Annotated in this window: 10 protein-coding genes and 1 riboswitch; of the genes, 8 read left to right on the forward strand and 2 right to left on the reverse strand. The window is 67.6% G+C overall.

What is annotated here, in order from left to right:
- Nucleotides 1-7 precede the first annotated feature (7 nt).
- A riboswitch (cobalamin riboswitch) is annotated at nucleotides 8-228 on the forward strand.
- 173 nt (nucleotides 229-401) lie between these two features.
- The 5 genes from DOM66_RS05180 to DOM66_RS05200 all read left to right on the forward strand — a co-directional run bounded on the left by DOM66_RS05180 (nucleotide 402) and on the right by DOM66_RS05200 (nucleotide 6,563).
- Nucleotides 402-2,246 carry a TonB-dependent receptor domain-containing protein gene (locus DOM66_RS05180; RefSeq protein ID WP_188115139.1) on the forward strand — a complete coding sequence of 615 codons (1,845 nt, stop codon included), beginning with the start codon at nucleotides 402-404 and terminating at the stop codon, nucleotides 2,244-2,246.
- Between the two features lie 136 nt (nucleotides 2,247-2,382).
- Complete coding sequence (locus DOM66_RS05185; RefSeq protein ID WP_110689455.1) at nucleotides 2,383-3,480, forward strand: PA0069 family radical SAM protein; 1,098 nt, start codon at nucleotides 2,383-2,385, stop codon at nucleotides 3,478-3,480.
- 263 nt (nucleotides 3,481-3,743) lie between these two features.
- A complete protein-coding gene (locus DOM66_RS05190; protein WP_110689456.1) occupies nucleotides 3,744-4,523 on the forward strand; it encodes a glycosyltransferase family 2 protein in 780 nt (259 codons plus the stop codon).
- Entirely contained in the window at nucleotides 4,520-4,813 is a 294-nt protein-coding gene (locus DOM66_RS05195; RefSeq protein WP_110674275.1) for a lipid-A-disaccharide synthase N-terminal domain-containing protein, read from the forward strand. Before DOM66_RS05190 ends, DOM66_RS05195 begins: the two co-directional genes overlap by 4 nt.
- Before the next feature lie 16 nt (nucleotides 4,814-4,829).
- On the forward strand, nucleotides 4,830-6,563 hold the full coding sequence (locus DOM66_RS05200; RefSeq protein ID WP_188115140.1) for an ArnT family glycosyltransferase: 1,734 nt from the start codon (nucleotides 4,830-4,832) through the stop codon (nucleotides 6,561-6,563).
- A 237-nt stretch (nucleotides 6,564-6,800) separates the two neighbouring features.
- On the opposite strand, the gene DOM66_RS05205 is transcribed toward DOM66_RS05200, so the two are convergent.
- Nucleotides 6,801-8,234, reverse strand: a complete 1,434-nt coding sequence (locus tag DOM66_RS05205; RefSeq protein WP_110689458.1) for an ATP-binding protein — start codon at nucleotides 8,232-8,234, stop codon at nucleotides 6,801-6,803.
- Entirely contained in the window at nucleotides 8,231-8,893 is a 663-nt protein-coding gene (locus DOM66_RS05210; protein ID WP_110674278.1) for a response regulator, read from the reverse strand. The genes DOM66_RS05205 and DOM66_RS05210 overlap by 4 nt, the downstream gene beginning before the upstream one ends.
- A gap of 404 nt (nucleotides 8,894-9,297) precedes the next feature.
- On the opposite strand from DOM66_RS05210, the gene DOM66_RS05220 reads away from it, so the two are divergent.
- The 3 genes from DOM66_RS05220 to DOM66_RS05230 all read left to right on the forward strand — a co-directional run bounded on the left by DOM66_RS05220 (nucleotide 9,298) and on the right by DOM66_RS05230 (nucleotide 12,326).
- Nucleotides 9,298-10,917 carry an ArnT family glycosyltransferase gene (locus DOM66_RS05220; RefSeq protein ID WP_157958998.1) on the forward strand — a complete coding sequence of 540 codons (1,620 nt, stop codon included), beginning with the start codon at nucleotides 9,298-9,300 and terminating at the stop codon, nucleotides 10,915-10,917.
- Between the two features lie 37 nt (nucleotides 10,918-10,954).
- Nucleotides 10,955-11,938: an SDR family NAD(P)-dependent oxidoreductase gene (locus tag DOM66_RS05225; RefSeq protein ID WP_110689460.1), complete on the forward strand. Its 984-nt coding sequence runs from the start codon at nucleotides 10,955-10,957 to the stop codon at nucleotides 11,936-11,938.
- Nucleotides 11,939-12,014: 76 nt separating this feature from the next.
- On the forward strand, nucleotides 12,015-12,326 hold the full coding sequence (locus DOM66_RS05230; RefSeq protein WP_110689461.1) for a winged helix-turn-helix domain-containing protein: 312 nt from the start codon (nucleotides 12,015-12,017) through the stop codon (nucleotides 12,324-12,326).
- The last annotated feature ends 52 nt before the right edge of the window (nucleotides 12,327-12,378 follow it).

Raw genomic sequence — 12,378 nt, forward strand, 5'->3', positions numbered from 1 at the left:
GCGACAATCCGCGCGTCGAGAGCGACGTGTTCGGGAAACGGGTGAGAGCCCCGTACTGCCCCCGCAACGGTAATCGCGTCAGACATCGGTGGACTTTCTGTGTCCAGCCACTGTGAGCAGCGGCGCCCACTTTTGCGGCGCGCCATCCACTCATGGGAAGGCCCGGTGTCGGGTGATCGAAGATCACCGCGCGTAAGTCCGGAGACCGGCGTCGTTCTCTTCACTGGTTGATGCGGAGGGCTCGAACCAGTGACGACATCGTTCGTCGGCCGCCCAAGGTGGCCGGCACATTCGTCACGCCATTCCCTCCCATCGCGTCATCGCAACACGAGGAACCGCCCGCGACGCCTTCGGCGCCGCGCCCAAGAACGGTTCCGATACGCGTTTGGGGATCATCTTTCATGGGTTACCGTCCTACCACCATGGCCCACGGCGTCGCCGTGGCCCTGCTGCTGCAAAGCGTCGGCGCCGCAGCCCAGCAGCTCGACGACGTGCAGGTCACCGCCAACCGGCTGCCACAGTCGCAGGCCGACGTGCTCGCCAGCACCACCATCATCGACCGCGCGGAGATCGAACGCAGCCAGGCCGACAGCGTGATCGACCTGCTGCAGAATCGCGCCGGCATCGAGATCACGCAGAACGGCGCACCCGGCACGACCACCAGTCTGTTCATGCGCGGAACCGAATCCGACCACACCCTGGTGCTGGTCGACGGCGTGCGCATCAATGCCGCCACCAGCGGCGGTGCCAGTCTGGAGTTCCTGCCGGTCGAGGCGATCCAGCGCATCGAGATCGTGCGCGGCCCGCGCGCCGCCGCCTACGGCGCCGATGCCATCGGCGGCGTGATCCAGATCTTCACCCGGCGCGGCGGCGAGGGTACCCAGGCAGCCTTGTCCCTGCGTGCCGGCGACCAGCACACCCAGAAGCAGAACCTGTTCGTCTCCACCGGCGATGCCGAGACCCGCCTCAACGCCAGCCTGTTCCGGCGCGACGGCGACGGCTTCAACACCCTCGCCAGCGACACCAGCGGTGAACGCGATGGCTTCCAGCGCGGCGGCGGCCAGTTGGGGCTGTCGCACCGCTTCGGCCCGCATGCCAGCCTGAGCCTCAATGCGCTGCGCCAGGATACCGACGCCGACTATGACGACTGTTTCCCGCTGAATGCCACCGCTGCCAGCAACGACTGTCGTACCGACGGCTATCTGCAGACCTTCGGCGGCCGCTACGATCTGGCCCTGGCCCCCGACTGGGACATGGCGATCACCGCCGGGCACTTCGACGAGCGCCGCGAGGAGCGCTACGCCGGCGAACGCTACAGCGTCACCGAATCGCACCGCAACGAGCTGGGCATCCAGCACAGCTTCACCCGCGCCAATGGCGTCGACACCCTGGGGGTGGACTACCGCCAGGAGCATGTCGACTTCGACTCGGCCAGCCCGTTCGCCGGCCGCTACGCCAAGGATAGCCGCGAGAACTACGGCCTCTACGGCATGCTGCAGCGCGAGTACGGGCGCCACGAGCTGAGCGGCTCGCTGCGCTACGACGACGACTCGCGCTTCGGTGACGAGACCACCGGCAGTGCCGGTTACGCCTATCATCTGACGCCGGCCCAGCGCCTCGGGGTGGTCTACTCGACCGCGTTCAAGGCCCCCAACCTGATCGACCTCTACGGCCCCTACGGCAGCAACCCCGACCTCGACGCCGAGACCTCGCGCAACCTGGAAGCGTTCTGGGCCATCGAGCATGACGCCTGGAACGCGCGCGTCACCGCCTTCGAGAATCGCATCGACGATCTGATCGCCTTCGATCCGGCCTTCGTGCCCTATAACGTCGATCGTGCGCGTATCCGCGGCGTCGAGCTGAGCGGTGGCTGGCACTCCGCCGGTCTCTCGCTGCGCGCCAGCCTGACCCACCAGAACCCGGAGGACAGCGACAGCGGCGAGCGCCTGAAGCGTCGGGCCAGGACCTTCGGCCGCGTGGACGCCGATTACACCCTCGGCGACTGGCGCTACGGCGCCACCCTGCGCGCCGCCGGCGACCGTCGTGACACCCGCTACACCGCCCCGTACGGCGACACCACCGTCGGCGGTTACGGCATCGTGGATCTGCGCACGGCGTGGCAGGTGACGCCGCAGGTCGAACTCTCGGCCAAGCTGGATAACGCCTTCGACCGGGATTACACCCTAATCGAGGGCTACAACACCCAGGGCCGCTACGTCGAGGCCGGCGTCAAGCTGACGCTTTAACAGCCCATCCCGATGGCACCCTTATCCGTTGGCGGCCACTGCCAGGTACGGGTGTGCTGAAGCCACGACCCGTGCTTTGCGTCGTGACGACCCCGTGATACTGTATGTTTGAACAGCACCCAATCACGGAGTCGTCATGTCGTCTCCCACCCCACCGCGCGATCCCTACGCCGCATCACCGGGCCCGCTCAAGGGCCGCGGCGCGACCTTCAATCCACACAACCGTTTTCAACCGAGCCATACCGAAGCCTTCGACGATGGCTGGTGGCAGGAAGCGCTGCCCCAACGTATCCCCACCCAGATCCAGCACGAGACGCCGCGCAGCGCGCTCTCCTGGAACCACTCCCCGGACCTGGGATTCGACCGCTCGCTCAATCCTTATCGCGGCTGCGAGCACGGCTGCATCTACTGCTATGCCCGTCCCAGCCACGCCTACTGGGATCTGTCACCGGGAATCGACTTCGAGACCCGGCTGATCGCCAAGCAGGGGATGGCGGCGCGACTGCGCGAGGAGCTGTGCAAACCCGGCTACCGCTGCCAGCCGATCAACCTCTCCGGCAACACCGACTGCTATCAGCCGATCGAGGCCGAGTACGGTACGACCCGTGAGCTGCTGACGCTGCTGCTCGAGTGCCACCATCCGGTCACTCTGGTGACCAAGAGCGCACTGATCCTGCGGGATCGCGAACTGCTGGCGGCGCTGGCGGAAAAGCGCCTGGTTCGGGTCTTCATCAGCCTCACCAGCCTGGACAACGAGCTCAAGCGTACGCTGGAGCCGCGAACCGCCTCGCCGGCGGCCCGGCTCAAGACCCTGCGTGAACTCGCCGCCGCGGGCATTCCGGTGGGGGCACTGCTAGCGCCGGTGATTCCGGCGATCAACGACCACGAGATCGAAACGCTGCTGGAGCGCGCCGCCGACGTTGGCGCCACCAGCGCCAGCTGGACCCTGCTGCGCCTGCCGCATGAAGTGGCGCCACTGTTCGAGGCGTGGCTCGAGGCACACTACCCGGAACGCGCCGGCAAGGTGATGAGTCTGATTCGCCAGTCGCGTGGTGGCACCAGCAACGACAGCCGCTTCGGCCATCGCATGCGCGGCGAAGGGATCTTCGTCGATATGATCGAGCAGCGCTTCCGCCGCGCCGCCAGCCGCCTGGGACTGCAGCGGCGCCCCGATCAGGGGCTCGACACTCGCCTCTTCCGCCCGCCCCATCGGCAACAGGATCTTTTTCTTTGAGTTCCTCATTGAGCTTCTAATAACGCCGCCACTTTGGCACGATGAACCATCCGCTTTAAGTTTCCTTTAAGACGCGCTCGCCATCATGCCCCCATGCGACATTCGGTGGCGGCGCATGTGGCGCCATCGTTTGCTTTTTCATCGCGCGCCTTTCATAAAGGGCGGATCTCCAGCGCACGATCGGCGTGCCCTCCTGCCAGGAGCGGCAGGCGTGACGTGACGGAGCGTCCAATAAAAGTCCCATCGCCAGGAACTCAGCGTCAATGCATTCGCCACAGCTCTCGATTCTCATTCCCGCCAAGGACGAAGTCGGCAATCTGCCGGGTCTACTCGACGAAATCTCCCGCGCCCTGCAGGAGGTCGAGCACGAGGTGATCGTGGTCGACGACGCCTCGAGCGACGGCTCCTGGGAGATGCTGACACGCCGTGCCGCGGCCGATTCGCGCCTGCGTCCGCTGCGTCATGCGCAGAGCGCCGGCCAGAGCACGTCGGTCTGGCAGGCGGCCTGGGCCGCCCGCGGCACCTGGCTGGCAACCCTAGACGGCGACGGCCAGAACGATCCTGCCGATCTGCCGCGACTGTTCGAACGCGCCTCCCGGGGCGATGTGGTGATGGTCGCCGGCCACCGTACCAATCGCCGCGACGACTGGCTCAAGCGGGTTTCGTCGAAGGTCGCCAACCGGGTTCGTTCAGCGCTGCTCAACGATGCCACCCCGGATACCGGCTGCGGCCTCAAGATCGTGCGCCGCGATGCCTTCCTCAACCTGCCCTACTTCGATCACATGCACCGCTTCCTGCCGGCGCTGGTGCGATCCCAGGGCGGCGAGTGCGTGTCGCTGCCGGTCAACCATCGCCCGCGTGGCACTGGCGCCTCGCACTACGGCCTCAACAACCGCCTGTGGGTCGGTCTGGTCGATATGGTCGGGGTGATGTGGCTGCGCCGGCGCAGCCGCCTGCCCGCAGCGGTCGAGCCGCTGGCCGTGGCCGAGCGCCCGGCACCGGAGGCGGTGCATTCACCGATCGACGGGGAGGCCCGCGCATGAGTGCCGAGTGGGTGTGGGTAGCGATCGGGTTCGTCGGTCAGGCGCTGTTTTCGGCGCGCTTCATCGTCCAGTGGCTGGCCAGCGAGCGCGCCCGTCGCAGCATCGTGCCGGTCGCCTTCTGGTTCTTCAGTCTGGGCGGTGGTGCTACCCTGCTCGCCTATGCTCTCTATCGGCGCGATCCGGTGTTCATCGCGGGCCAAGGCGCCGGGCTGATCATCTATATCCGCAACCTGATGCTGATTCGACGCGAGAAGCGCGAAAGCGCCACACCCAGCCACCCCTCGTCCTGAGCGGATGCCCAAGGCCATGCGATCTTTCCTCGACGACCCCTCCCAGGCGCACTATCGGCGTGCCTGGCTGCTGCTTTTATTGCTGGCGATCGTGCTGCTGGGTATCGGTATCGGGCTGCGCGATCCCTGGCCCGCCGACGAGCCACGCTTCGCCCTCAACGCGCTGGAGATGCTGCGTACCGGCCAGTTCTGGTTCCCCCATCGCGGCGGCGAGCTCTACCCCGACAAGCCACCGGTGTTCATGTGGGCCTCGGCGCTCTCGATCTGGCTGACCGGCTCGGTACGCCTGGGCTTTCTGATCCCGACCACGCTCAGCGCCCTTGGCGCCCTGGTGCTGGTGGTCGATCTCGGCCGGCGCCTGCATGGGCGGCGGGTCGCCCTGCTCTCGGGCCTGGCACTACTGACCGCGTTCCAGTTCGTACTGCAGGCCAAGACCGCGCAGATCGACATGATGCTGACCTTCTTCACCACCCTCGGCGCCTACGGGCTGCTGCGCCATGCCCTGCTCGGGCCGGCCCGACGCTGGTGGCTGATCGGCTGGGCGGCGATGGGTATCGGGGTGATCACCAAGGGCGTGGGTATCCTGCCGCTGGCGCTGCTGCCGGCATGGCTATGGTTCGGCTATCGCGGCCGTGCGGTGCGGCTGAGCCTCAAGGAGCTGCTGCTGGGGCTGGGGGTGATGCTCGCCTGCATCGCCGCCTGGGCCATCCCGATGATGCTGATGGCCAGCTTCAGCGGCGATCCGGCACTCGCCGCCTACCGCGACAATATCCTGTTCAAGCAGACCGGACAGCGCTACGCCGACTCCTGGACCCATCTGGAGCCGTGGTACTACTACGTCGTCAAGGTACTGCCGTGGGCCTGGATGCCACTGGTGCTGGCGCTGCCGTGGGCACTGCCGGCCTGGTGGCATCGCCTCAAGCGTAGTGATGCACGGGTCTGGATGCCACTCAGCGCGGTCATCCTGATCGTGGTGTTCTTCTCGCTCTCGCCGGGCAAGCGCGGCGTCTACATGCTGCCCACGCTGCCGCTGCTGGTGATGGCGCTGGCGCCGCTGCTGCCCGGGCTGATCCGCCGCCGCGGCCTGCACCGCGCCGCCTTCGTGGTGCTGGCACTGCTCGCCGGTGTGCTCCTGCTCGCCGGCGCCCTGGGGGCGTTCGGCCTGCCGGCCCTGGCGCGGGTAGCGGCACGCCATCAGGTCGACCCCTGGGCCTGGTGGATCGTGATCGGGGCGCTGGGGATCGGGCTGCTGGCCTGGACCCGCCCGGCCCGCGGGCTGTGGGCACTGAGCGGCTGGCTGGCGCTGTTCTGGCTCAGCTGGTCCACCTGGGGCTATGCGCTGCAGGATCACGCCCGCTCGCCGCGCGACATGATGACCCAGGTCGCTGAGATCACCGGGCCCCAGGCATGGCTGGCCCTGCCCGACTTCGACGAGGAGTTCCTGCTCCAGGCGCGTCAGCCCAGCGTCCAGTTCGGTGACAAGACCCCGACGAGCGATCAGTTCCGGCGCGCCTTCGCCTGGCTCAAGCAGGGCGATGACCGCTGGCTGTTCGCCATGGAGCATCAGGCCAAGGACTATTCGTGTATCGCGCGTGACCAGATCACCGACATGGGCGTACAGAACGGTGACGACTGGTGGCTGATCCCGGCCCGCGCTGCGGCCCAGTGCCAGGGCGATCCCAACGCCGCCCCACTGTTCGTCGCCCCTACCACCCTGCCCGATCCCAGCGGCAAGGCCCCGCGTCTGTGAGACTCGCTCCCCGGCCAATGGCCGGGGAGATCATCCGAGACAGCTAACGGATGCACGGCGACCCAAGTCGCACCGGCCAGCACCACCCGAATTCGCTCCCTGTAGGAACGAGCTCGCTCACGAAGGCAACGACCACCGAGATAGCCCCGCCACCTCAGCCCGAATTCACCCCTGTAGGAGCGAGCTTGCTCGCGAAGGCAACGGCCAACATATCAGCCTCCGCCACAGTGTCTTTTCTCACACCATATCCGGCGTGGGAGGCGCGAGCACCGGGCGATTCCAGACCAGCCGTACCTCCAGACCGCCCTCGGGCCGGTTGGCCAGCGTCATCTTCAACTGCTGACGCTCGGCGATCTCGACCGCGATGGAGAGCCCCAGGCCACTGCCGCTGATGCGCTGGTCGGCGGCGCGTTGGAAGCGTTGGGTCACCGCCTGGAGCAGCGACTCGGGGATCCCCGGTCCGCTGTCGCGTATCGATAGCCACGGCCGGCGCTCCGCGGTCTGACCCATCGCCACCTCGACCCGGCCCCCCTCCGGGGTATAGCGCAGGGCGTTGTCGAGCAAGTTGCGGATGAGGATCCCCAGCTCGGTGACATTGCCCTCGAGACGCAGCGTCGGGCTATCGACGATCTCCAGCGTCTGCTGCTGCGACTCCGCCAGCGGCCATAGCTCGGCGGCAAGATCTAGCACCAGCGCCGATAGCTCTACCGATTCCGGCACACCGCCCTGCTCGTCGAGCTCCAGGCGGGCCAGCAGCAGCAGCTGTTCGACCACCCGCTGCAGCCGCTCGATACCGTTGTAGGCCTTGTCCAACGCACTGGGTTCGCCGAAACGCGCGTTATCGAGATGAATCTTCAGCGCCGCCAGCGGGGTGCGCAGTTCGTGGGCCGCATCGGCGGTGAAGCGGCGCTCGCGCTCCAGGGTCTGCCCTAGCCGTTCGATGAAGTCGTTGAGCGCCCCGCGCAGCGCCTGCAGCTCCTGGGGTACCGCGACCCGGATCGGGCGCAGATCCTTTTCGTCCCGCGCCTCGACCTGACGCGATAGCTCACCGATCGGCGCCAGCCCGCGTCGGATCAGACGTGCCATCAGCCACAGCAGGATCGGCAGCGTCAGCAGCAGCGGCACGAAATTACCCAGCGCGACCTTGTTGAACAGCTCGCTCTGGAAGGCTTCGCGCAGGCCGATACTGAGCCAGCGTCCGCCGGCGATCGGCATGCTGAAAGTGCGCCAGCGGTGGTCCTGGTAGCTGACCCAGCGATGCCCCTCCTTGGCGGGCGCAGGGAAACTGCTGCTGTCGCCATCGTCGTACCAGCGCGCGCCCATCAGGATGGGCCGGCCACTGTCGCTCCACACCCCCAGCGAGAGCATCTTCTCCTCGTGGTCGTAGAGCGCCGGCGCGGCCAGGTCGGTGAGCAGATTGCCGGTGCTGCCGTACCAGCGCGCGAAGTGGCCCGGCTGGGAGAGCTGTGCAGCGATCTTGGCGTACTCGTCCGCGGTGGTGCGATCGGTCACCAGACCGGCGACGATTCGCGCCTGCAGGCTCAGCTGAGCGTCGAAGATCTCTTCCATCTCGTGGCGAGTGACGAAGTAGGCTGCGGTCACCGCCAGCGACATCACCACCAGCAGCAACGTGGCCAGGGCCCAGTTCAGGTAACGCCGAATCGATGTCATGCCACGCGGCTGTCCAACCGATAGCCGATGCCGCGCACGGTGGTGATCAGCTGCTTGTCGAGCTTGCGCCGCAGGTGATGCACGTGCACTTCCAGCGCATTGGAGCCGACCTCTTCACCCCAGCCGTAGAGCAGGCTTTCCAGCTTGGGCCGCGACATCACCTTGTCGCGATGGCGCGCCAGCTCGAGCAGCAGCGCGAATTCGCGCCGGCCCAGGATCACCGGCTCGCCCTTCCAGGTAACCTCGTGCTGGGACTCGTCGATGGAGAGCCGCCCGATGGTCAGCAGTTGGGTCGAGCGCCCCTCGGCGCGCCGGGTCACCACGCGCATGCGGGCGAGCAGCTCCTGCAGGTCGAAGGGCTTGAGCACGTAGTCGTCGGCGCCTGCGTCGAGGCCCTCGATCCGCTGCTCGACGGCGTCCCGGGCGGTCAGGATCAGCACCGGCAGCGCGGATTGACGACGGATCTCCTTGAGCACCGCCAGGCCGTCGATATCCGGCAGGCCCAGGTCGAGCACCACCAGTGAGAACGGCTCGATCTTGACCGCCTCGAGTGCCTCACGCCCGCGGGTGAGCCAGTCCACCACGTAGCCTTCGCGAATCAGGGCCGTGCGAATGCCGTCCCCCAACAGCGGATCGTCCTCCACCAACAGTACGCGCATCGTCGTCCCATTCCTTTACGTTGTCTGGCGAGCGTTGTCCGCCCGGCGTGCCGCACGAACTCGCGCCAGCGAACCGATGGCAGGCTCCTGGCGACGCTATCACACACCCAGGAATCACTGCATAAATGCCTGCACGAGCGAATCGCTGCGTTGCGTGGTACTCGAGCACTCGCCTAACCCCTGGTTATGTCTCGTGCTCTGCGTTCCAGGCGCCTTGCGCTTCATCTCGCTCGGCGATTTATTCAGCGTTTCCCTCATTGAGTCACAGCCAGCTTAACGCTTCCTTAGCCTGCCGGCTGACCCCGCCCAGGTGCCAGAACCTCGCTACAGTAATATTGCGTTAAGACTCAGCGTACACAGTAGCCGCCGAGTCAGGTAGAGAGCCCAGAGCCGTGATGACGACCTTGAAAAAAAGCCTAAGCCTTCCCGCCCTGTGCTGGGATGCCCGCTACCGCGATACGCTGGCCATCGCCCTGTTATGGGCGCTGGCCGTCATCGGCGCGCTGTCGCGTCCGCTGATGCCGATCGACGAGACCCGCTACGTGTCGGTGGCCTGGGAAATGTGGCACGCCCACTCCTGGGTGCTGCCATTGATGAACGGCGAGCCCTACTCGGACAAGCCACCGCTGCTGTTCTGGCTGATCCAGGCCGGCTGGGGAGTGTTCGGCGTCAACGCCTGGTGGCCCAAGCTGATCGCGCCGCTGGCGACGCTGGTGGCAATGCAGCACCTCTACCGCATCGCCCGGCGTCTGGGCTATGCCGGCAGCCGCGCGCGGGTGGCGCCGATGGTGCTGATGGCGATGCTGATGTGGAATCTCTACAGCGGCGCGCTGATGTTCGACATCCTGCTCACCGCCTGCCTGCTGGGCGCGATCAGTCCGCTGGTGAGCGGCGCCATGACACGCCGGCGTGCGCTGCAGTGCGGCGTCTGGCTGGGCCTGGCCCTGCTCGCCAAGGGCCCGGCGGTGTTCGTCACCTTCGCCCCGATCCTGCTCAGCCTGCGCTGGTGGCGCGCCGAGCCGCTGGGCGCAGGCGGCCGCCGGCGTCTGCTGCTGGCCCTGGCCCTGGGCATCGCCATGCTCGCCGCCTGGGCGCTGAGCGCCGCAGTGCTCGGCGGACACGCCTACGCCCGCGAGCTGCTGTGGGGCCAGAGTGTCGACCGCCTGCACGACTCCATGGCCCATGCCCGCCCGCTGTGGTGGTATCTGCCATGGCTGCCGGTGCTGCTGTTCCCGTGGTCGCTGTGGCCGACAGCCTGGCCACGCCGCCCGCGCCAGCGTCACCAGCGGCTGATGTGGATCTGGGCGCTGGTCCCCTTCGTGCTGTTCTCGCTGATCAGCGGCAAGCAGATCCACTACCTGATGCCGCTGCTGCCGGCACTGGCGTTGATGGTGATGGATCGCCTGGCACAACCCGAGGAGGAGCGCCCGCGCCGGGTGCGCGCGGTGGCAGCCGCGATCATCGCCCTGGGAACGCTGGGGCTGGGGCTTTCGCTGTTCGGCCATGGCGTCCTCGATGCCACCACGCTGTCGCTCTTCGGCAGCCTGGCGCTGATCGCCTGGGGTGCGATCGTGTGGCGCTGGCGACCCGCCAAGCGCAGCATCGCCGCACGCGGGCTGGCACTGGGCAGCGGCGTCGCGCTGCTGATCCTGGCCCAGCTGATGCTGGCACCCCTGTGGCAGCGCTATGACGTCACCCGCCCCGGCGAGCTGATCGCCCAGCTGCAGCTGGACGCCAAGCCGGTGGCCTTCGACGGCAACTACCAGGCCACCTTCCAGTTCGCCGGACGCCTGGAGCATCCGCTCGCCACCCTCGGCTCGCCCGAGGACGCCTGCGCGCTCCACCAGGCTCATCCGGATGCCTGGATCGTCGGCCGCGACCGTGACTGGCGGCGCTATATCGCCGACGCCAGCGCAGTGCACAGCTTCGACTACCGCGGCGGCACGCTGGATATCCTGCCGACCCGGGCACTCTTCCCCGCCGGCCAGTCGACCCTCTGTGGCGCCACCACGCCGGCGCCCTGAGCGCCGGCGTGTCCAGCCGCCTTTTTCAGGACCCCGCATGAAAATTCTCGTCACCGGCGCCGCCGGCTTCATCGGCTTCCACCTTGCCCTGCGCCTCGCTGCCGAGGGCCACAGCGTGGTCGCTCTGGACAATCTCAACGACTACTACGCGGTGGCGCTCAAGCAGGCGCGCCTCGAACGCCTGGGCCAGCTCCCCTTCGTCCGCCTGGATATCGCCGATCTCGCCGCGCTGGAGGCGCTGTTCACGCGGGAGCGCTTCACCCATGTGATGCATCTGGCGGCCCAGGCCGGGGTACGCTACTCGGTCAGCCACCCGCACCAGTACGGCCACAGCAACCTCACCGGCTTTCTCAATCTGCTCGACGTGTGCCAGCGCCACGCGGTCGAGCATCTGCTCTATGCCTCCTCCAGTTCGGTCTACGGGCGTCAACAGCGGCTGCCGTTCCGCGAGAGCGACCCGGTCGATACGCCGGCGTCGCTCTACGCCGCGACCAAGCGCGCCAACGAGATGATGGCCTACAGCTACGCCGACCTGCACCGCCTGCCCGCCACCGGCTTGCGCTTCTTCACCGTCTACGGCCCCTGGGGGCGTCCGGACATGGCACCGTGCCTGTTCGCGGCGCGCCTGCTGCGCGGTGATCCCATCGCGGTCTTCAACCATGGCCGCATGGCGCGGGATTTCACCTATATCGACGATATCGTCGAGAGCCTGGTGCGGCTGCTGCCCCGCGCTCCCGCCGGCGACACCGGCGCCCCACACGCGCTCTACAACGTCGGCCGCGGCGACCCGGTGGCCCTGCTCGACTTCATCGACACCCTGGAAAGCGCCCTGGACGCCCGCGCCCCACGCGACTTCCAGCCGATGCAGCCGGGCGATATCGAACGCACCTGGGCCAACACCACGCGCCTGCGCGAGGCCACCGGCCATGTGCCGCAGGTCTCGCTGGAGAGCGGCATCGAGCGCTTCGCCGCCTGGTACCGCGAGCAGCGCCCGCTGATGCAGCAGGTGATGGCGGGCTGAGCCCACCGCGGCGGGCTCGTCGCCGCCGCGCTCATATCGTAGGATGAACGCACAACCCGCAGCCAGAGCCCTGCGCATGTCGCTCAGCAAGACCCGTACCAGCTTCTACCGCCGTCTCTACGTCGCCTATCTGATCGACTCGGGGCTTGCCACCAACGTGCCGGCGCTGGTGGCAGCCACCGGCATGCCACGGCGTACCGCCCAGGACACCCTCGCCGCCCTGAGCGAGCTCGATATCCACTGCGAGTTCGAGCAGACGCCCGGCGCACGCCACCTCAGTGGCCGCTACGTGATCCACGACTGGGGCCCGCTGTCGGCCGAGTGGATCGCCACCCACGCCGCCGCCCTGGCCCAGACCCTGGGCTATCCGCCGCCGCCTGCCGAGTAGACGCGACCGCGCCCGTTCGCCCAAGCCGCCAAGCCCAGGGACGCGGGCCGTT

Source organism: Salinicola endophyticus, assembly GCF_003206575.1.
GTDB lineage: Bacteria > Pseudomonadota > Gammaproteobacteria > Pseudomonadales > Halomonadaceae > Salinicola > Salinicola endophyticus.

Coding starts and splice junctions, on each gene's coding strand:
- DOM66_RS05180 (WP_188115139.1), top strand. CDS start 402: ATGGGTTACCGTCCTACCACCATGGCCCACGGCGTCGCCGTGGCCCTG.
- DOM66_RS05185 (WP_110689455.1), top strand. CDS start 2,383: ATGTCGTCTCCCACCCCACCGCGCGATCCCTACGCCGCATCACCGGGC.
- DOM66_RS05190 (WP_110689456.1), top strand. CDS start 3,744: ATGCATTCGCCACAGCTCTCGATTCTCATTCCCGCCAAGGACGAAGTC.
- DOM66_RS05195 (WP_110674275.1), top strand. CDS start 4,520: ATGAGTGCCGAGTGGGTGTGGGTAGCGATCGGGTTCGTCGGTCAGGCG.
- DOM66_RS05200 (WP_188115140.1), top strand. CDS start 4,830: ATGCGATCTTTCCTCGACGACCCCTCCCAGGCGCACTATCGGCGTGCC.
- DOM66_RS05205 (WP_110689458.1), bottom strand. CDS start 8,234: ATGACATCGATTCGGCGTTACCTGAACTGGGCCCTGGCCACGTTGCTG.
- DOM66_RS05210 (WP_110674278.1), bottom strand. CDS start 8,893: ATGCGCGTACTGTTGGTGGAGGACGATCCGCTGTTGGGGGACGGCATT.
- DOM66_RS05225 (WP_110689460.1), top strand. CDS start 10,955: ATGAAAATTCTCGTCACCGGCGCCGCCGGCTTCATCGGCTTCCACCTT.
- DOM66_RS05230 (WP_110689461.1), top strand. CDS start 12,015: ATGTCGCTCAGCAAGACCCGTACCAGCTTCTACCGCCGTCTCTACGTC.